General features: G+C 40.9%; 18 protein-coding genes. 14 read left to right on the plus strand and 4 right to left on the minus strand.

The genetic code is table 11. From position 1 onward, the window contains the following. The first annotated feature begins 4 nt into the window (after window positions 1-4). The 10 genes from CD03_RS0129265 to CD03_RS0129305 all read left to right on the plus strand — a co-directional run bounded on the left by CD03_RS0129265 (window position 5) and on the right by CD03_RS0129305 (window position 11,251). Complete coding sequence (locus CD03_RS0129265; RefSeq protein ID WP_044289747.1) at window positions 5-1,537, plus strand: sugar ABC transporter ATP-binding protein; 1,533 nt, start codon at window positions 5-7, stop codon at window positions 1,535-1,537. 32 nt (window positions 1,538-1,569) lie between these two features. Beyond that, window positions 1,570-2,604: an ABC transporter permease gene (locus tag CD03_RS35230; RefSeq protein ID WP_156043059.1), complete on the plus strand. Its 1,035-nt coding sequence runs from the start codon at window positions 1,570-1,572 to the stop codon at window positions 2,602-2,604. 24 nt (window positions 2,605-2,628) lie between these two features. After that, a complete protein-coding gene (locus tag CD03_RS35235; protein ID WP_052378040.1) occupies window positions 2,629-3,675 on the plus strand; it encodes a sugar ABC transporter substrate-binding protein in 1,047 nt (348 codons plus the stop codon). A 63-nt stretch (window positions 3,676-3,738) separates the two neighbouring features. Then, window positions 3,739-4,764 carry a zinc-dependent alcohol dehydrogenase gene (locus CD03_RS0129280; RefSeq protein ID WP_027296650.1) on the plus strand — a complete coding sequence of 342 codons (1,026 nt, stop codon included), beginning with the start codon at window positions 3,739-3,741 and terminating at the stop codon, window positions 4,762-4,764. Between the two features lie 37 nt (window positions 4,765-4,801). After that, window positions 4,802-5,581 (plus strand): GolD/DthD family dehydrogenase, encoded by a 780-nt coding sequence (locus CD03_RS0129285; RefSeq protein WP_044289748.1) that lies wholly within the window; start codon window positions 4,802-4,804, stop codon window positions 5,579-5,581. A gap of 277 nt (window positions 5,582-5,858) precedes the next feature. Continuing rightward, window positions 5,859-6,866, plus strand: a complete 1,008-nt coding sequence (locus tag CD03_RS0129290) for an asparaginase (RefSeq protein WP_044289749.1) — start codon at window positions 5,859-5,861, stop codon at window positions 6,864-6,866. Further along, window positions 6,838-6,981: a DUF6783 domain-containing protein gene (locus CD03_RS40255; protein ID WP_377139881.1), complete on the plus strand. Its 144-nt coding sequence runs from the start codon at window positions 6,838-6,840 to the stop codon at window positions 6,979-6,981. Before CD03_RS0129290 ends, CD03_RS40255 begins: the two co-directional genes overlap by 29 nt. A 40-nt stretch (window positions 6,982-7,021) precedes the next feature. After that, entirely contained in the window at window positions 7,022-8,752 is a 1,731-nt protein-coding gene (locus CD03_RS0129295; RefSeq protein WP_027296653.1) for an ABC transporter ATP-binding protein, read from the plus strand. Beyond that, window positions 8,745-10,535 carry an ABC transporter ATP-binding protein gene (locus tag CD03_RS0129300; RefSeq protein WP_044289750.1) on the plus strand — a complete coding sequence of 597 codons (1,791 nt, stop codon included), beginning with the start codon at window positions 8,745-8,747 and terminating at the stop codon, window positions 10,533-10,535. The genes CD03_RS0129295 and CD03_RS0129300 overlap by 8 nt, the downstream gene beginning before the upstream one ends. A 62-nt stretch (window positions 10,536-10,597) precedes the next feature. After that, window positions 10,598-11,251 (plus strand): SH3 domain-containing protein, encoded by a 654-nt coding sequence (locus CD03_RS0129305; RefSeq protein ID WP_027296655.1) that lies wholly within the window; start codon window positions 10,598-10,600, stop codon window positions 11,249-11,251. An 82-nt stretch (window positions 11,252-11,333) separates the two neighbouring features. Here the strand turns inward: CD03_RS0129305 and CD03_RS0129310 are convergent, their stop codons facing one another. Next, window positions 11,334-11,972, minus strand: coding sequence for a hypothetical protein (locus CD03_RS0129310; RefSeq protein ID WP_027296656.1), 639 nt, complete (start codon window positions 11,970-11,972; stop codon window positions 11,334-11,336). Window positions 11,973-12,190: 218 nt separating this feature from the next. Between CD03_RS0129310 and CD03_RS0129315 the strand changes: the two genes are divergently transcribed. The 3 genes from CD03_RS0129315 (at window position 12,191) to thrS (ending at window position 16,837) form a co-directional block, all read left to right on the plus strand. After that, window positions 12,191-13,516: a sodium-dependent transporter gene (locus CD03_RS0129315; RefSeq protein WP_027296657.1), complete on the plus strand. Its 1,326-nt coding sequence runs from the start codon at window positions 12,191-12,193 to the stop codon at window positions 13,514-13,516. Between the two features lie 336 nt (window positions 13,517-13,852). Then, window positions 13,853-14,713, plus strand: a complete 861-nt coding sequence (locus CD03_RS0129320; RefSeq protein WP_027296658.1) for a YitT family protein — start codon at window positions 13,853-13,855, stop codon at window positions 14,711-14,713. A 408-nt stretch (window positions 14,714-15,121) separates the two neighbouring features. Further along, on the plus strand, window positions 15,122-16,837 hold the full coding sequence (gene thrS, locus CD03_RS35240) for a threonine--tRNA ligase (protein ID WP_242849170.1): 1,716 nt from the start codon (window positions 15,122-15,124) through the stop codon (window positions 16,835-16,837). Here the strand turns inward: thrS and CD03_RS35245 are convergent. The 3 genes from CD03_RS35245 to CD03_RS0129340 all read right to left on the minus strand — a co-directional run bounded on the left by CD03_RS35245 (window position 16,783) and on the right by CD03_RS0129340 (window position 19,264). Next, window positions 16,783-17,694, minus strand: a complete 912-nt coding sequence (locus CD03_RS35245) for an AraC family transcriptional regulator (protein WP_052378041.1) — start codon at window positions 17,692-17,694, stop codon at window positions 16,783-16,785. The genes thrS and CD03_RS35245 overlap by 55 nt on opposite strands. Before the next feature lie 164 nt (window positions 17,695-17,858). Continuing rightward, window positions 17,859-18,797: a CehA/McbA family metallohydrolase gene (locus tag CD03_RS0129335; protein WP_027296659.1), complete on the minus strand. Its 939-nt coding sequence runs from the start codon at window positions 18,795-18,797 to the stop codon at window positions 17,859-17,861. After that, on the minus strand, window positions 18,782-19,264 hold the full coding sequence (locus CD03_RS0129340) for a DUF6669 family protein (protein WP_027296660.1): 483 nt from the start codon (window positions 19,262-19,264) through the stop codon (window positions 18,782-18,784). The genes CD03_RS0129335 and CD03_RS0129340 overlap by 16 nt, the downstream gene beginning before the upstream one ends. A 244-nt stretch (window positions 19,265-19,508) precedes the next feature. Here CD03_RS0129340 and ald point away from each other — a divergent pair, with 244 nt between their 5' ends. Next, window positions 19,509-20,642, plus strand: coding sequence for an alanine dehydrogenase (gene ald, locus CD03_RS0129345; protein ID WP_330373822.1), 1,134 nt, complete (start codon window positions 19,509-19,511; stop codon window positions 20,640-20,642). Window positions 20,643-20,797 lie beyond the last annotated feature (155 nt).

Here is a 20,797-nt window from a genome sequence, read left to right on the forward strand (position 1 = left end):
AGGAATGGAAAATAACGTAAAACTGGAATTAAGAAATATCTGTAAAAGATTTCCCGGTGTCAAGGCACTGGATCACGTTAATATTTCATTGCGTAAGGGAACGGTACATGCCGTGATGGGAGAAAATGGTGCAGGAAAATCTACCCTGATGAAAATCATCAATGGTCTGTATCAAAGAGATTCCGGACAGATACTGCTGGATGGGAAAGAAGTGTTTTTTGCAAGCCCGCTGGAATCCTCGGCAGCGGGAATAGCAATGATTTATCAGGAATTAAATTTCTTTCCCGATCTTACCATTGAAGAGAATATTTTTATGGGAAAGCATCCCGGAAAGGCCGGAGTGGTTGATTGGAAGGAACTGCGCAATAATGTGAAATCTATTTTCCGGGAGAATGGTCTGGATTATGATCCGGGAATGAAAATTAAGGAGCTTTCCGTTTCTAATATTCAGATGCTTGAAATTGTAAAAGCAGTAGCATTTAAGGCGGAAGTAATTATTATGGATGAACCTACATCTTCCATCAGCAATCAGGAGGTGGAAGCTCTTTTTGAGACAATTAACCGTCTGCGCAGTCAGGGAATCAGTATTCTTTATATTTCGCACAAAATGGAAGAAATTTTCCGGATAGCAGATGATATAACGGTGATTCGGGATGGACAATCGATTATCACAGGTCCGGCAGCTGATTTTAACAATGATACCCTGATTGCCCATATGGTAGGAAGACCAATTTCCAATATCTATCCCAAAGAGGAGGTTCCCCTTGGAAAAGTAATCTTTGAAGTTCGGGATTTATCCAGCAAGAATACCTTTGAAAAGGTAAACCTCACCTTAAGAAAAGGGGAAATTATTGGAATGGCAGGACTCGTGGGAGCGGGGCGGACGGAAGTCGCAAGGGCGATATTTGGACTGGACCCATATGATTCAGGGGAAATTATTTTAAATGATAAGAAAGTAGAGATTAAAAATGTTTCTCAGGCTATTCGTAACAAAATACTGATGGTATCAGAAGACCGCAAGAAAGAAGGGGTGGTGGGAATCAGAAGTATTCGCGAAAATATTGCGCTTGCCAGTCTCCGGGTAAGGAAGGGCGGTTTTCTGAACCTTAAAAAAGAAATGGAAGAAGCAAAATCAATGTCTTCCATGCTGAACGTGAGAGGCGCCGGTATAGAAACTGATCTGGGATCTTTAAGCGGAGGAAATCAGCAGAAAGTAATACTGGCAAGATGGCTCATGCTGGATGGTGAAGTACTGATACTGGATGAACCGACCCGAGGAATTGACGTGGGGGCAAAGCTGGAGATATATAATATCATGATGAAGCTGGTGAAAGAAAAAGGACTCAGTATCATTATGATATCTTCTGAGCTGCCGGAATTAATCGGAATGTGTGACCGCATATACGTTATGAATAAGGGGTATGTGACGGGTGTCATTGGAAGAGCTGAGTGTTCCCAGGAAAGAATTATGAAATTAGCTACAAAAACCGGGGGAAAAGGAGAAACGGGTGAAAGAAAATTTAAGATGGAAAGGTAGCCACACTGTGATACTTTCACCTTTACTATTTTGTGGCAGTATTGCAGACAGGCCTGCAATATGCAAGGGGTATAAAAATGAAAAGTAATGTAAAAACGAGAATACAAAAATTTTCTACATTTTTGATTTTGATTGTGATGGTGGTGATCTGTTCCTTTTTGTCACCGAAATTCATGACATCAACAAATCTAATGAACATATTAAAGCAAGTGAGCATTGTAACAATTTTGTCTTTTGCCCAGGGTATGGTAATTATCAGCGGTGAAATAGATCTTTCCATCGGAAGCCTTGCGGGAATGGCTGGAACTTATGCATGTATCTTATATGTGGCTACCGGCAATCTGCTCCTGGCTGTTTTATTCGGACTTCTTCTGGGGGCTGCAGTTGGCGCTTTAAACGGGTTATTTGTAGCCCATTTTGGACTTCCTTCGTTTATCGTTACCCTGGCGATGCAGACGATAACCTTTGGCAGTATCTGTCTGTATACCGCTGGAAATAATGTCTATAAGATTGGTGATTTTAAGATTCTTGGACAGGGTACCGTATTTGGTGTAATTCCAATTACCGTAGTGTTTATGGCTGTTATGTGCCTGATCACCCATATTTTATTAAAATATACAAAGTTTGGAAGATACATATATGCAATTGGTGGAAATAAAGATGCAGCAAATGCAGCAGGTATTCAGGTTAGAAAGACAAAATGGGTCACCTTTATTATTTCAGGAGTTTTTGCAGCGATTGCCGGCATGATTTTAATGGGAAGATTAAATGCAGGAATTCCCAGTGAAGGAACAGGATATGAGACAGATGCCATAATGGCCACGGTTGTGGGAGGAACCAGTTTTGCCGGAGGTGTGGGTACGGCTTTTGGAACGCTGGTTGGTTCATTAATTATTGGAATATTAAATAATATTATGAATCTGTTAGGGGTAGAGTCTTATTCCCAGCAGATCATCAAAGGTTTTTTGATTATTATAGCGGTATTGTTTGATATTCGGTCGAAAAGAGGTAAACGGAAAATGAAGATTATGGAAACTACCTCTGAAATAGCTCAGAGTAGTAAATAAATATGAAATCAAGGAGGGTTTAAAATGAAAAGAAGAGTATTAAGCGTAATGTTAGCAGCGGTTATGATGGCGGCATTGTTTACAGGATGCAGCAGCGGCGGGGCAGAAGGAGCGGTAACGGAAAAAGAAGAAGCAAAAGAGACGGCAGAGACAGCAATGGAAGCAGTATCAAATGCCGCCAGTGATGCAAAGGGAGAGTTTGAAATTGCACTGCTTCCTACTGACATGTCAGCAACTTTTGCTGCCTGGCTGGCACAGGAACTTCAGATTGCAGTGAAACAATATCCCAATATGACCCTGACGATTCTGGATTCTAAGAATACATTATCTACCCAGCTGGCGAATCTGGAAAATTGTGTTACCCAGGGATATGATTATATTATTCTGCATCCATTGGAGCCCGATGCGGAAGCAGATCTGGTAGATCAGTATGTACAGGATGGAACACCGATTTTGATGGTTAACCAGAGCGACGGCGGTAGCCAGTACGCATCCAATGTAGATTGTGATCCCATAGAACAGGGGTCTATTGTAGCAGAAGTTGCAGCACAGAAAATCCCGCAAAATGGGAAGGTTGTAATCTTATTGGGACCATCCGGAAATTCTCATTCTATTGGAAGAAGAGAAGGTTTTCAAAAGACGTTGTTTGATGCAAGACCAGATATTGAGATTCTGGATGAGCAGATTGGAGACTGGGAAAAATCAAAGGGGATGAATTTTATGGAAGACTGGCTGCAGGCATATGATCAGATTGATGCAGTGGTTTCGATGAACGACGCTATGGCTCTTGGAGCCTTGGAAGCCGCGAAAGATGCGAAAAGGGCGGAAAATATGACCTTTTACGGTGTCGACGGATTGGCAGATGCAGTGTTGTCCATCAAAGATGGCGGGTTGACTGCTACCTGTGTCCAGAACGCAAAAGTAATGGCTGAAACTACATTTGGGATAATTGATAAAGTCCTTTCAGGCAAGGAAGAATTTGAAAAAACTTTAATTGAAGGACAGTTGATAGATGAGAAGAATGTAGATGAGTGGATTAAGATTCATACCGAAAACGGACAGATTAAATAGAACTGAAACTACTTATTAATGCAGTATCGCAGGCGGAACCTGGGATATGTAGGAGGTATAAAGATGAAAATAGCAACATTGACAAATCCGGAAGAAATTTTAATTACAGAAACGACCAAACCTGCAGCAAAAGAAAATGAGATTGTGATTAAGGTGGATTATATAGGAATCTGTGGCTCTGATATTCATGCCTATTATGGGAAGCATCCTTTTATTACATGCCCGATTACTTTAGGACATGAATTCGTAGGCAGGGTGGTGGAAACCGGGAAAGAGGTCAAAGGGGTACTGCCCGGAGAACTGGTCACGGCAATGCCGCAGATTTTCTGTCACCAATGTGAGCCCTGCCGGAGCGGCAGATATAATATATGCGATACCCTGAAAGTAATAGGATGCCAGACTCCGGGAGCTGCGTGTGATTATTTTGCTTTTGATGCTTCTTTGGTGAAGAAAATACCGAAGGGAATGCCAAAAGAAATCGCAGCTACCATAGAACCTGCAGCAGTAGGTGTCCATGCGGTACATAGAGGTGCTGATGTTAAAGGAAAAAATGTAGTTGTAATGGGTGCTGGTACAATAGGGAATCTGACAGCGCAGGCAGCTCTTGCGGAAGGGGCTAAGCAGGTTCTGATTACGGATTTATCCGATTACCGGCTGGAGGTTGCCAGGGCATGTGGTATTTCGCAAATTGCAAATACGGGAAAAGTATCTGTGGAAATAGCAATGAAACAGGCATTCCAAGGGGACAAAGCAGATATATTTTTTGAATGCGTTGGCATTGGTGCTACCGTTAATCAGGCAATAGAACTGTCTAAAAAGGGACATGATATTGTTGTAGTGGGAGTATTTGGAAATCGACCGGAAATCAATATGAGTCTGGTGCAGGATAAAGAACTGCGGTTAATTGGGAGTCTGATGTACGTGGAAAAAGATTACGATCGAACGATTGATCTGATGAACAGAGGTATGATCCACACAAAGCCTCTAATTTCCAAAACTTTTGAATTAGCTGATTATGCAAAAGCTTTCCGGTATATCGAAGAACATAAAGACAGCAGCCTAAAGGTTCTCATTCAGGTTTCTGAGTGATCATATTGGGGATCCGATAAGGAAGAGAGGTGTTTGAATGAATCCTGAGATAAGTTATAATAATATGAATGAAGACTTTACATTGGATGGAAAGAATGCGGTTATTACCGGTGCTTCCAGTGGCATAGGGTTGGAGATCGCTAAGATGTTCGCCAGAAAAGGTGCAGATATAATTGCATTTGATCTGGAAGATTCCCCGGAGTTGAAGGAATATGTATCCGGACAGGGAAAAAGATTTCTGTCTTGTTCCGGTGATATTACAAGTAAAGAAGTGGTTGAAGAGACGGTGAATGAAGCTATAGGAACATTTGGTAAGATTGATATCCTTGTGAACTGCGCCGGCGTTGGCTATCTGGAATCCGCAGAGGAAAGTACGGAACATGTCTGGGATCTGACAATGGCAGTTAATTTAACAGGTGCTGTGCGTATGTCACTGACTGTTGGGAAAACAATGATAAGGAATGGCGGCGGAAGCATTATAAATATTGCTTCTCAGGCAGGAGTAGTGGCATTAGAACGTCATCTTGCATATGGAACCGCAAAGGCAGGTCTGATTCAGGCGACTAAGCAGCTTGCACTGGAATGGGGAAAATACAATGTGAGAGTGAATGCGATTTCCCCGACTATTATATTAACTCCTATGGGTTCCATGAATTGGAACAATGAGCAGGGAGATGCATTTAAGCAGATGATTCCATCCAGACGTTTTGGTTATCCACGGGAAGTAGCAGCCTGTGCAGTTTATCTGGCAAGTGATGCCGCCAGTCTGTTTAATGGTGCCAATTTGATTCTGGATGGGGGATATACAATTGCTTAAACTATAATTAAAGAACTCTAAAATTACAAAAATAATGATAATTATAAATAATCAGACAGAATTAATTAGTTGAGAATATAAAACCAGTGCGAATGATAATCAGAAGAATCAGATCATGTGATGCTTCCGAATATTCAACACTGGTTTTTTGTATATATTTTGTAAAAACATGAATAATTGTACTATAAATATCTTATGTTTAGCATGTACAAAAAGAAGAATTCATTGTATACTGATCTTCATGAGTATGAAAAAAGACAGGAGGGAAATGCATAAAATGAAGAAATTTTTAACGCTGACGACTGGCGGGACAATTGCATCTAAGGAGAGTGAGCATGGGCTGCTTCCGGCTCTGGGCGGCGATGAACTGCTTTCATATATACCGGATATCGAAGGACTCTGCACGGTAGATACTTTAGAGATCTGCAATATCGACAGCACCAATATGAACTATAGTTACTGGTGTAAACTGGTAAGCTGTATCCAGGAAAATTATGATCGTTATGATGGATTTTTGATTGCTCATGGAACAGATACTCTGGCATATACGGCAGCTGCCATGTCCTATATGATACAGAATTCTAAAAAGCCTGTGATTTTAACCGGGGCACAAAAGCCGATCTCTTTCGAATCAACAGATGCAATGATGAATCTTCGTGACAGTTTCCATTATATGCTTCAGGATGATACCAATGGTGTACAGGTAGTATTTGGACAGCGTGCAATTGCAGGAACCCGAGCTAAAAAAATAAATACGCTGAGCTATCAGGCTTTTTCAAGTATTAATTTTCCGGATATTGCAGTGATCCGCAATAGTCAGGTGATCCGTTACATTACCGCCCCCAGGGGAGGAAATGCCGTATTTGAATTAAACCTAAATCCCAAAGTATTTTTGCTGAAACTGACTCCCTGCAGCTCTCCGGAACTTATTGAAGAAATATACCGGCTGTATGATGTAATTATTATAGAAGGATTTGGTGTGGGAGGGATTCCGGATCAATTGCTGGATACTTTTTGTAAATGCCAGAACAGCTATAAGCCACAGGAGAAAGTGCTGGTAATTACAACCCAGGTTATGTCTGAGGGAAGCCATATATCAGTCTATGAAGTAGGGAAACGACTGGAAGGAAAGATCCGCTATCTGGAAGCGAAGGACATGAATCTGGAGGCAGTTGTAACGAAATCAATGTGGATTATGGGCAAAAAGCCTGCGTCCTGGGAAGAAATAGAAACGTTATTTTATAGGACTATTAATTATGATATATTGGCAGGATCCGGAAGGTAGGCGCCAGAGCGTGTTTGAAAATTCATTCACCCATCTGCATGCCAGGCTTTGCGGCATATTTGCCCCGAATGCAGGTTACGTAGCCCGCTACGTGCCCTTCATCTTAGTACGTTAGTACGCTGAAATTAAATAAAGAATATTGGAGATGAATCCCCATGAATTTAATAGTTAAATATCTTAAAAATTACAAGAAAATGTTTTTATTAAACATTTTGTCTGTCTTTGGATTTGCACTGGTGGAACTTGGCATACCAACGATTGTAGCCAGGATGATTGACCAGGGAGTTTTGACAGGAGACAAGAATTACATTTTTAAAATGGGTGGCATTATACTGGTGATTTCCCTGTTAGGGGTTGCGGGTACCATACTGCTGGGATATTGCTGTGCTTATTTATCCACTGCCATTACCCGTGATATCCGTACAGAGATGTTCCGGAAGGTGCAGGGATTTTCACACAGTGAATATCACCAGTTTGGTGCAGCATCCCTGATCACAAGGACAAACAATGATGCATTCCAGATACAGATGTTTATGAATGTGCTGTTTCGTACAGCGCTTATGACACCGGTTATGATTTTTGTCAGCTTTAGTCTGGTACTGCGTACGTCACTGCCATTATCGCTGATCATTATTTCTACGGTCCCGGTCATTATAGTGGGTGTAATCGCAGTTGCTAAGATTTCTGAGCCGATCAGTGAAAATCAGCAGATGGCAATGGAGGCAATTAACCGTGTTTCCAAAGAAAATCTAAGCGGAATACGTGTGATCCGGGCATTTAATAACGATACACATGAGCAGCAGCGTTTTAATGAAGAAAACAATCAGTATATGAAATATTCCAAAAAGCTCTTTAAGCTGATGTCTATGACCCAGCCGACTTTCTTCCTGTTAATGAATATTGCAGGAATGGCTATTTTTGCAGTTGCAGCTAAAATGATTGACAAAGGAAATCTGGAAATCGGAATGCTGGTGGCATTTATGGATTACCTGTTTCATGCTATGTTTTCCGTTATGCTGTTTTGTCTAGTCTTCATGATGTATCCCAGGGCAAGAGTCAGTGCAAAACGTATTGAAAAAGTAATAAAGCAGGATGTAAAGGTGAAAAATCCTGATAATGGAAAACAGATGGAGTGCGAGGTAGAGGAAATCAACTTTGATCATGTGACTTTTGTGTATCCGGACGGAGAGGAAGCAGTATTAAAAGATGTCTCATTTTCAGCTAAAAAGGGGGAAAAGGTTGCCTTTATTGGCAGTACCGGTTCTGGAAAAAGTACCCTTGTAAATCTGATACCCAGAGCATACGATGTGACTGCGGGCAGGATCACCATGAATGGCACAGACATTCGGGAATACGATCTGAAAAGTCTGCGAAATACGATCGGATTTATTCCACAAAAAGCAATGCTTTTCCGCGGTACGATTGCTGATAATATCCGCTTTGGAAACCCGGAAGCTACCATGGCGGAAGTGGAAAAGGCAGCAAGAACTGCTCAGGCTTATGAATTTATTATGGAAAAGGGAGGATTTTCCGAAAACATTACGGAAAATGCAACGAATGTATCGGGAGGACAAAAGCAAAGGCTTTCTATTGCCCGGGCATTAGCAAAAAGGCCAAGAATCTACATATTTGATGATTCATTTTCTGCACTGGATTTTAAAACCGATGCAAAATTGAGGGAGGATCTGAAAAAAGAAACCGGAAATGCAATTGTCCTTGTGGTGGCACAGCGTATTGCAAGTATTATGGATGCGGACAGGATTATTGTATTAAATGAAGGAAAAGTTGTTGGCAGGGGAACCCACAGACAGCTTTTAAAGGAATGCCCGATTTATCATGAAATAGCAGCTTCTCAGCTGAGTGAGGAGGAATTGGATCATGAGTAGTAATAAAAAAGGCAAGTTTATTAAAAATCTGAAGCAGATGAAAAGGTATATTGCTCCGTATAAATGGAAATTTATCGGTGCTGTACTGATGGTTATTGTATCGGTAGCTGCCATGACGGTGGCTCCCAGAGTAGAAGGTATGATCACCACACAGCTTTCAAAAGATGCAATGGATATTATGAAAAAGCTGCCGGATGCAGGTGTTCACTTTGAGATAGTAACTAAAATTCTGGTTCTGCTGGCTGTAATTTATCTGATTAAAACATTTTCTCAGATAATCAGTGTATATTTGCTGACCGATTCTATTCAGAATGCCATGCATGACCTGAGAAATGATGTTCAGGACAAGATACGCAGACTCCCGGTACGCTATTTTGATACGAATAGTTTTGGGGATGTTTTAAGCCGGATAACTAATGATATCGACACCGTATCCGGAGCATTGCAGCAGAGTTTTAGTCAGGTCATCAGCGGGGTTCTGACATTGATTCTGGCGATTACAATGATGTTCACCATACAGCCGGTAATGGCATGTATGGCAATCTGCATTATACCATTGGCACTTCTGGTTACCAGATTTATTGTAGGAAAAAGCCAGAAGCAGTTCCGGGCGCAGCAGGATTCCGTGGGAGAATTAAACGGTACGATTACAGAAATGTATACCGGTTTTCAGGAGATATTATTTTTCAATAAGCAGGAATCTTCGGTGGAAGAATTTGTAAATATAAATGAGGATCTGCGTAAACATGCATTTAAAGCACAATTTATGTCCTCTGTCATGTCACCGCTGATATCCCTGATTACTTATCTGACAATCGGCAGTGTTGCAGTAGTGGGATCTGTTTTTGCCATCAGTGGAGGCATTTCAATAGGTAATCTGCAGGCGTTCATTCGTTATATCTGGCAGATTAATGACCCATTGTCCCAGGTTTCCCAGCTTTCTTCCCAGATTCAGGCTGCGTTTGCAGCAATGGACCGTATATTTGAGATACTTGGTGAAGAAGAAGAGGTTAAAGAAGCAGATCCGGCTGTAGAGCTTCCGGATGTTCAGGGCAAGGTGGTATTTGACCATGTATATTTCGGATATGGGAAAAAGCCTGTTATCAAAGATTTTACGGTAGAGGTACATTCCGGACAGATGGTTGCCATCGTAGGTCCAACCGGTGCAGGAAAAACAACACTGATTAACCTGCTGATGCGCTTTTATGATGTAAACAAGGGCAGGATTTTAATCGATGGTGTAGATATCCGTCAGATGAAGCGCAGCAGCCTGCGTTCCATATTCGGCATGGTATTGCAGGATACCTGGCTCTTCTCCGGAAGTATTTTTGAAAATATTAAATATGGTAGACTGGATGCCAGAAAAGATGAAGTCATCGATGCAGCAAAGGCGGCAAATGTCCATCATTTTATCAAAACTCTGCCCGGGGGCTATAATATGGTCATCGATGAGGAAGGCGGAAACATTTCCCAGGGAGAGAAACAGCTTCTGACCATAGCCAGGGCAATTTTAAAAGATCCTGATATATTAATACTGGATGAGGCAACTTCTTCTGTGGATACCAGAATTGAAAAAATGCTGCAGGACGCAATGAAAAAGGTAATGGTAGGAAGAACCAGTTTCGTTATTGCACATCGTTTATCAACAATTAAAAATGCAGATTTGATTCTTGTCGTAAAAGATGGTAATATTGTAGAGCAGGGTACGCACAATTCTCTGTTGGAGAAAAAAGGTTTCTACGAACAGTTGTATCATTCTCAGTTTGCAGGGCAGCAGGCATAAACTAATTTAAATAATAGAAAGCTCTGGTAAGTTTTCTGTTATTTCGTTATGGAGGTAATGTAATGAAAAAATTCAAAGAATGGTTATCAGATAATTTAAGGTATTTCGTATTGGCGATTGCAGTAATTGCAGTGATTTGTATTTTATTTTTCGGTTATAAGCTGCTTGGGAATATGATGACAAACGGCGATGGCAGCAAAAAACAGACAGAAGAAACAAAGCCCGGCACAGAAAATGGAACTGAGAATAAGAAAGAAACAGAAAAGCAGCCAGATACACAAAAGCAGACACAGAAATCAGAAACCAATAAATCAACAGAAAAAACAACGGAGAAAACAACAGAGAAATCAACAGAAACTCCCGGGGAATCTACAAAATCATCGGAGTCAGTAAACGGTGGGGGATCCACAAATGCCGGGGCTCAGGCTAATGCACAGACGAATGCACAGACGGAAGCAACAGATGCGGCAACAGCACAGACGCAGGCACCGCAGACAGATGCACCACCTCAGACAGAAGCTACAGATGCACCCGTACCCCAGACAATTTACATGAATGCAGCAGCTTACATACGTGAAGCACCAAGTTATGACGGAGCCATCCTGGATACACTGCAGGCAGGACAGGCAGTTACATTTTTAGAAGATGTAGGCGGATGGTATAAAGTAGAAGCAAACGGACTTGTTGGTTATGTAGGAGCCAGATTTTTTAACTAAGAAAGACAGCAGCTAAAGAAAAGGCAGGGAACAGCGCAAATAATCTGTTCCCTGCCTTTCTATGCATTGAATACTGTGCTAATCAGGCAATCCAGTTAATTCTTATATAATTATCAAGTATATTTGAAATGATAAAAGAACTGATAAGTGCCATAAAAAACAAAAAGATAAAGTTTTTATAGCCTTCATCACGGCTTCTTCGCAGACGCATAAGCAGCTTGATAAAACAGAGGAGAGATATAAAAACGGAAAGAATCGCAGGAACGTAGAGAAGGGAAGGATTACCTGTTGCTGTGACAAGCGCAGTTCCGGTATTCAATTCATCAATTCTTACTGACTGCCCGACAAAGACAGGAAGCAAAAGAGAAGCACCCCATGCTATAATTCTCAGACAGGAATTACAAAGAGCCAGTGCCAGAATGATCATTTTGGTAAAAGGGTTTTTAAAACGGATTTTGCAAAACAGTAAGGTGAATATGACTGCCAGCGTAAGTGTCAGCAGAACACTAAAATCCATAAGTGTCTTAATATCCAGATCCAGATTCATGCGGAAACCGGAATCTCTGGGGTAGAGATACACATTGCCAATTCGTCTGAAACCTGTACTTACAGACTGACCAAGCCGTGCCATGCTAAAACCGTGAATACATTCATGGAGAAATGTAGATAGTAGAAAAATAATATTGCAAATGGCAAACCATATGTATTTTCTCTTTGACATGGATTTCACCTCCTTTTTTCGTTACTGTTATTTTACATCTGCCATAGAATAGAAGCAAGTTATATTTCTGTTACAAGTTTATGGGAAAAATTAAAAAAGTTTGAAGATATATATGGAAAAATGATTAATTTTGTTGAAATATACCTACAATTTTGTTAAACTGATTTTAACTCTGTTCTTTTAAGCAGAGGGTAAGACAATCTTAATTGGAGGGCAAAATGGAGAAAAAAGGACAATGGGCATCTAGCCTGGGTTTTATCCTGGCAACTGCGGGAGCAGCGGTTGGGCTAGGAAATCTGTGGAAGTTCCCGTATTTGATGGGAAAGAACGGTGGATTTCAGTTTTTAATTACGTATTTAATTTTTATAGCGGTATTAGGGCTTCCGGTTATGATTACGGAGATGAGTATTGGAAGAATGACAGGAAAAGGTCCGGTTCAGGCATATGAGAATTTAAATCCCAAATCAAAAATCATTGGTATTATGGGGATTTTATGTGCGTTTATTATATTATCTTACTACAGTGTTATCGGTGGCTGGATCTTAAAATATATTGCAAGTTATGTTACAAGCATGAATGCACCGGCAGATTTCGCAGCTTATATCGCAGAGCCGGCATCACCTGTAATCTGGCATTTGGTATTTATGGCATGTACAGGATTTGTGTGTTACAGAGGAACAAAAGGGATAGAGAAAGCATCGCGGTTTATGATGCCGGCACTGTTAATTTTGCTGGTCATCATTGTTATACGTTCCCTGACACTTCCGGGGGCTAAACAAGGTGTGGATTTCGTTTTTAAATTGAACGGAGGATTTGACCTGAAATCTGTACCGGCTGCGCTGGGACAGGTATTTTACTCACTGAGTTTGTGTATGGGAATCACGATCACTTATGGCAGTTATTTGAACAGAAAAGAAAATATACCGAAAAATGCCCTTATTGTAGCAGGTCTTGACACCTTTGTTGCAATCTTAGCGGGGCTGGCAATCTTTCCGGCAGTATTTGCATTTGGGCTGGAGCCGGCACAGGGACCGAGCCTTACATTCGGAACGCTTCCGAAAGTATTTGAAAGTATGTCCGGCGGCTGGATTTTTGCGTTGCTGTTTTTTGGATTGATGTTTTTTGCAGCATTAACTTCCGCTATAGCACTTCTGGAATGTGTGGTATCTTCCGTGTTGGATCACTTTAAGTGCAAAAGGAGAACGGCTGTGTTTTTCGTGGCATTGGGTGTATTTCTGTTAGGAATCCCAAGTGCCTTATCATTCGGGGTACTGGGTGACGTAACCATATTGAATTATTCTGTATTTGATTTTATGGGTATGCTGACGGATAATATTCTGATGCCGATAGGCGGAATTCTCATGTGTATCTTCGTTGGATGGATATGGGGACCAAAGCGCATTTTGCAGCATGTGGAATCAGACGGGATTTCTTTCAAACTGAAAAAGGCATGGCTGATCTGTATTCGATTTATTACACCGATTCTGGTAGTGATTGTTACCGTTATGGGATTCATGGATGTTTACCGGACGATTATGAAATAGCTGATATAAAATCAGTCGGGTTTAGAAACTATAGCTTTACTCCCTTAACTATTTGTGGTATTCTTATCAAAGATAAAGAAGGATGTGTATTTCATTGAGCTTACAAAAGGATTTGAAAAAAACTAAATATTATTTTCGGAATATAAGCAGGTTTAGCAGGTTACTTAGTAACCTGCTTTTTTTGTGCTTTACTGTAGTAATATAACAGAATCCTTTATAAATGTAGTTTATTGCTTTTAAGATATAAACGTCAGTCTTTAAAGGATATTTAGTTAAAATGAATTAACAAAAATCAAGAAACAAGAGAAGAAAAGAATTTTAGAAAGAGGGGATCTTATGTTATCGCAGTTATCAAAAATGAAAAATGTTCTCTATGTATTTTTAGGGAATACGATTTATGCACTTGGAATCACCATATTTATTCTTCCAAATCAAATGATTACGGGAGGCACCACGGGGCTGGCATTATCTTTTCATCATTATTTTCAAATTCCGATATCAGCATTTGTATTTTGTTTTAATGCCGTTATGTTTATTGTGGGAGCCTGTATCCTGGGCAGGCGTTTCGCGCTTACGACGCTGATCAGTACCTTTTACTATCCGATTATTCTGGGTGTGTTTCAGAAAATCCCCATATTAGGGCAGGTCACCAATGACCGGATGTTATCTACCATCTGCGGTGGAATTATGATCGGTTTTGCAATCGGAATTGTGATTCGTGCAGGGGCTTCCACCGGAGGTATGGATATCCCGCCGCTGGTATTGAATAAGAAATTCGGGCTGCCGGTTTCGGCAATGCTCTATGTTTTTGATTTTACGATTCTGATACTGCAGATGCTGTTTTCGGATTCGGAACAGATTGTATATGGAATTCTCCTTGTACTGATCTATTCGGTAGTTCTGGATAAAATCCTTTTTATGGGAACCGCTCAGACCCAGGTGAAAATTATAAGCGAAAAATATGAGGAGATCAACCAGGAGATATTAAAGCGCCTGGATCGGGGAACCACCTTTATTCATGCGCAGACTGGATATATGCAAAATGAACAGCCGATAATTCTGACTGTTATTTCAAACCGGGAACTGGTGAAGCTGAATCAACTGGTTATGGAGGAAGATCCCAAAGCATTTATGGTGATCAGCCATGTAAATGAAGTACGGGGAAGAGGCTTTTCCGCTAAAAAAATTTATAAATAATGAAATCTACCTTGACAGCTGCGTTTAAAGTGCTATAATAGCCTCAATATAAGAAAAGCTATGAAGGAAACAGTAACTGTCAGGAAGCAGTCAGAGAGAGAAACAGATTGGTGGAAGTTTCTCATGTGAAATGTCAGCGAAGACCATTCCCGAGCAGCGGTGCGAAGTCGAGAGAATAAGCATTGCCGTATGCCTGCGTTAAAGGCTTGGATTTGTTAGAATCTGAAAGAGAAAAATTAAGGTGGAACCGTGCATTCTGATTAGTATGCACCCTTAAACGTGTTGGCAGTTATACTGCTGTACGTTTGAGGGTGCTTTTCTTATGTTACTGCAATTTGGCCAAATTGTTATAGGATTTTCAGCAGAAGTTTATTCCCTATCATAAAAAGGTAAAGGAGCATGGAGCAGATGAAAGAAAAAATTGATAAGAGTGTGTTTTATCATACAACGGCACATATTTTAGCACAGGCAGTGAAACGGTTGTTTCCGGAGACAAAACTGGCAATCGGTCCTGCAATTGAAAATGGATTTTATTATGATTTTGACTGTAAGATCCCTTTGACAGGAGAAGACCTGGATAAGATTGAAAAAGAAATGAGAAATATCGCAGAGGAAGGTTATGAGATAGAATCCTTGGAATTATCCAGAGAAGAAGCGATTTCTTTTATGAAGGAAAAGGAGGAACCTTACAAACTGGAACTGATGAATGACATGCCGGCAGAAGAGAAATTTCGTTTTTACCGGCAGGGTGAGTTTTGTGATTTGTGCAAAGGGCCTCATTTAAAGAATACAAAATGTGTTGGTGCAGTGAAGCTGACGGCACTTGCAGGAGCTTATTGGAGAGGCTGTGAGAAAAACAAAATGCTTACCAGAATCTATGGTATTTCTTTTGAAAAACCATCTCAGCTAAAAGCATATCTGCTGCAGATGGAGGAAGCAAAGAAAAGAGACCACAGAAAGCTCGGGAAAGAACTGGGGCTGTTTACCATGATGGATGAAGGACCTGGATTCCCGTTCTTCCTGCCAAAGGGAATGGTGCTTAAAAATCAGTTAATTGAGTATTGGAGAAGAATTCATCAAAGGGAAGGCTATGTAGAAATTTCCACTCCTGTCATGTTGAACCGGAAACTCTGGGAGACATCCGGGCATTGGGATCATTACAAAGAAAATATGTACACGACTTCTATTGATGGAGAAGATTTTGCCATCAAGTCAATGAACTGTCCGGGTGGGATGCTGGTCTACCAGTCAGAGCCGCATTCATACAGGGAGCTGCCCATGCGCATTGGGGAATTGGGCGTAGTACACCGTCATGAAAAATCAGGTTCCCTTCATGGATTGATGCGGGTGCGCAGTTTTACGCAGGATGATGCCCATATTTTTATGACAAAAGAACAGATCACGGAGGAAATAAAAGGTGTTGTCCGATTAATTGATGAAGTGTACCAGAAGTTTGGATTTACGTATCATGTGGAATTATCTACAAAACCGGAAAACAGCATCGGAAGTGATGAGGATTGGAATTTGGCTACAAACGGCCTTAAGAATGCTTTAAATGAACTTGGTATGTCCTACGATGTAAATGAAGGGGATGGAGCTTTTTATGGACCGAAGATCGATTTTCATTTAAGGGATTCCATTGGCAGGACATGGCAGTGCGGAACAATACAGCTTGATTTCCAGCTGCCCCTTCGATTTGGAGCAGAATATATCGGGGCAGACAGAGAAAAGCACCGGCCGATCATGATTCACCGGGTAGTATTTGGCTCTATTGAGCGTTTTATCGGAATCCTGATTGAGCATTATGCAGGAAAATTTCCGGTATGGCTTGCACCGGTTCAGGTCAAGATATTACCGGTATCGGAAAAGTCCAACGCATATGCCATGAAAATCACAGAACAGTTAAAAATAGCAGGTATTCGTTGCGAGATGGACCAAAGAGATGAAAAAGTAGGATATAAAATCAGAGAGGCCCAGTTGGAAAAAGTGCCTTATATGCTGATACTGGGCCGGAAGGAAGAAGAAGAAGGCACAATTTCACTGCGTGGCCGTGACAGCCAGAGCACCGGTCAGATGTCTTTGGATGCATTTATAGAATTCATCCAAAAAGAAATCGCATGTTGATTGCCGGTATCTTTTCTTGTGACAAGTTCTTTTCGGATTTGTCCCGGGGTACATCCGTAGATATCATAAAACATTTTACGGAAAAGTTTATAATTGGTAAATCCATGCATTTCCAGGAGAGTAAGCAGAGGTGTATCCGTGCTGCCGAGGTCCTGATAAATACAGTTGAATCGATATTGATTTAAGTATTCCACAAAGGTGATGCCAATGTGCTTTTTGAAGAAACGGCAAAAATATTCCGGAGTAAATCCGGCATAGGCAGAAATCTCGTTTAAGAGTATTTTTTCATTGTAATGCTCTTTCACATAATCCAGGATTGGTTTCAAACGTTCCAGATTCCGGGTGTCTTTTTCCATTGTTTCAGGATCAATCGGCACCTGGAAATTATGGTAGAGAAGATAAAGCATCTCAAACAGCAGGCTGGTGAATTTCAAATGGGAACCCAGAGGTTTCACATCAAACAGAACCAGCATCTGCTGTATAATTTCTTTGATTTGGCGCAGCTTCGTCTGGATAATTGGATTTACTGCGGGATCGTTGATTTCAAATCGAATCGTATCAATATCCGGAATATAGTTTTTGAGCATAGGGTATGGAATCTGGAGAAGGATATAGTCACAGTAACTAAGGCATCTGGTGCTGTGTAAATCCCGTGGATTTACCAGGATAAAGTCATCCTTTTTAAGTATAAAAGTCTGATTCTTAATGATCGTTTCCAGACATCCGTCCTTCATATAAAGTATCTCGATACTTTCATGCCAGTGACCTGGAATGTACATTTTAGAAATCAGAATACGCTCGAAATTCACATGAAGTTCTGAAACCAAACGGGTTTGCTCATAGTAATAATTATCCATGGTAAAAATGATGCCTTTCTTTAATAGAAGTAATCGTCGTGTTTGTATTAAGAATAGCATAGGAGAGAAGAGGGGTCAAGAAATACGCACTTCAAATTAAACTGTTTTTCTAAGCATGGGGAGACCCGGAGATTGCAGCAGGATGTACGCCGTTGGCAGTAATATTATATGTTATGCTGAGTATAAATAACAGAGCCAACACAAACCAGATTTTCTATAGTAGTATCCTGATGATATAATTTTGGAATGATGATTTTTTCTCCCTTGAGCTTTGCCAGGTCAACATAAAGTGTTTCGTCCGGCTGAATTTCTTTTTGGATGGTTTCCGCTGACGTTTTCAGTGTCAGATAATAAGAATCGGTAGCGGATTGATAATATCCGGGTTTGTCTGTAGGAACGATTGAAAATGCTATGGAGTTGCTATTCTCATCCATATTACTTTGCAGTACAGGTCCTTTAGAAATACAGGTCTTCTGGGAATGAACGGCATCAGCAAGTTCCTGGGAGGTATTCCCATCTTTCCTGCCGGGTATAAAGGTGGCAAACTGTCCGCCCATGTCCCATTTTCCATGGAGATCCATGCCACAGGTCATAGCTAACCGGTGTCCGTCCAGAACCAGGGATTCCCACCACAGCAGTCCCCGTTCATTCACTTCGTGCAGCGGTTCCGGATTATTAAAGATTTCAATAAAATCCAGAGAAGAAAAGTCCGTAATTTTCATGTCAAAGCGGCATCCTCTGGCAAATGGGTGTCCATAGGAGAAGGGATGTGCAACCCCCGTCAGAGCCCCTTTTTCTTTGGCAGCCTCAAACAGCAATTCCGGTTTATGAAGATTGATATTCTCCCAGGGGACATATTCGTGAAGGTTCAGGCAGAGAATGTGCCCATAATAGGTGGTATATTCCATTCCGTAAATGCAATCGATGGGATATCCCCGATCTTCTAACAGCCTGCGGATTTTGCCATGTCCGGAAATGGTATTATGATCGGTAATTGCAAAAGCATCGGCTTTGTCCTTTACCATCAGGTCAATCAGTTCTTCACAGGTAATGCTGCTGTCAGATTCCGTGGTATGATTGTGCAGTTCTAAACGTTTGTACATGTTTTGTTCCTCCCTCCTGCAAATACGGATAATTCATAGTGTGTATCGTTTTGTATTACATTAAACACCAGCAGAGTCACTTTTAAAACACCTTCAAAGCAGGGCATGGCAATGCAGCCTTCTGTCGCTGTCAGCGGGGTAAAGTGCATATGGCGAGTGGTAAGCTGGCGGTGTACGCATCCGATAAATGTATCATTTAATGTAGCAAGCGTATGTATTTCCGTTTTCATATCATTTTTGATTACCCTTATAATTTCTTCTTCAGAAGAAGCAGTAATGCCATATTCCTTTTCCACTAGAGATTTCATTTCCTCTTTTAATTCATCCGTGATATCGGTATAGTGTTGTTTGTCAAAGGTAAATTCGATATCCAGTTCATCGTAAGTTTTATCCAGGCAGACCGTATATGAAATCTGTCCAACAAAGCCTTCATTCAGCGTACCCGAAACATGATATAATTCCTTCATAAGTACCTCCGGTTGTGTATTTTGATAAACTATACTACATTTAAATATCAGTTACAAGTGGAAAAAACTATAATTATGAATGGATATAATGTGAAAATAATGTGGAAAATAGAAGATTTTATGATATACTGTTAACTAGTTATTTAAAGTTGAAAGAAAATATCTAAGAGAAAGGATGCCACGCTGCAGATCTTTCAGCTTTTGTAAGGTAGTGGCTGTATTGCAGGCAAACCTGTGATATACAATGGGAATTATTATGATAGTTGGAGTGCCAAAAGAGATTAAAAATAATGAAAATCGAGTTTCAATTACGCCAGCAGGTGCATATACGCTGGTGAATGCGGGACATCAGGTGATCGTGGAGACAAAGGCAGGAGAAGGAAGCGGATTTATGGATGAGGAATACATAAGTGCGGGAGCCGAACTTGCAGCAAATGCCGCAGATGTATTTGCAAAAGCGAATATGATTGTAAAGGTAAAGGAATATGTGGAGTCAGAATATCAATATTTAAGAGAAGACCAGTTGGTATTTACCTATCTGCATATAGCAAATGATGCCTCTCTGGCAGATGCATTACTGGAATCCAAAACCACAGGAATAGCTTATGAAACCATCCGCGGCAAAAATGGAGGACTTCCGCTGCTGGCTCCTATGAGTGAGGTTGCAGGAAGAATGTCCGTACAGGTTGGAGCTTATATGCTACAGAATTATAATGGAGGAAGCGGAGTCCTTCTCGGTGGAGTTCCCGGAGTTATGCCTGGAAAGGTAGTTGTTGTAGGCGGCGGAGTTGTAGGGTTAAATGCTGCGAAAGTAGCCACAGGCATGGGAGCAGATGTCACTGTATTTGATATCAATGCTGAAAGAATGGCATATATTGATGACATCAGCGGAGGCAGAATCCATACCCAGTTTAATAATCCTTATAACTTAAAAGAAGCAGTAAAAGATGCTGATCTGGTAATCGGAGCGGTATTAATACCGGGTGCAAAAGCGCCGAAAGTGGTAACAGAGGATATGGTTAAGGAAATGAAAAAAGGCAGTGTCATTGTAGATGTTGCAATTGATCAGGGCGGCTGCGTGGAAACTTCGACCAAGATTACAACGCATGACAATCCGTGTTTTGAAAAGCATGGCGTAATACATTATTCCGTTGCAAATATGCCTGGCGCGGTCTCCAGAACCTCTACCATTGCCCTTTCAAGCAGTACTCTTCCTTATGTCTTAAAGCTGGCGGATAAAGGTGTGGATGCGTTAAGGGAAGATGCTGATTTTATGGCTGGTCTTAACACGTATAAGGGCAAGGTTACCTTCAAAGGCGTTGCAGATGCTCTTGGCAGAGAATATACAGACCCAAAGGCTGCTTTGCAGGAAGCATAACGGTTAAGTGTGTTCGTCATCAAGAGAACGTCTTTTTTAAAAAAGTCAAGATTGACCTATAAAGAAGCCAGAATCTCTCTTTTTTTGACTTATAAAATGTAATATAATACGTTCATACAGGCAATATCCAGCAGTTAATTTTTAATCAGGAGGAT

This window comes from Robinsoniella sp. KNHs210 (genome assembly GCF_000686105.1).
In the GTDB taxonomy this organism is placed as follows: Bacteria; Bacillota; Clostridia; order Lachnospirales; family Lachnospiraceae; genus Robinsoniella; species Robinsoniella peoriensis.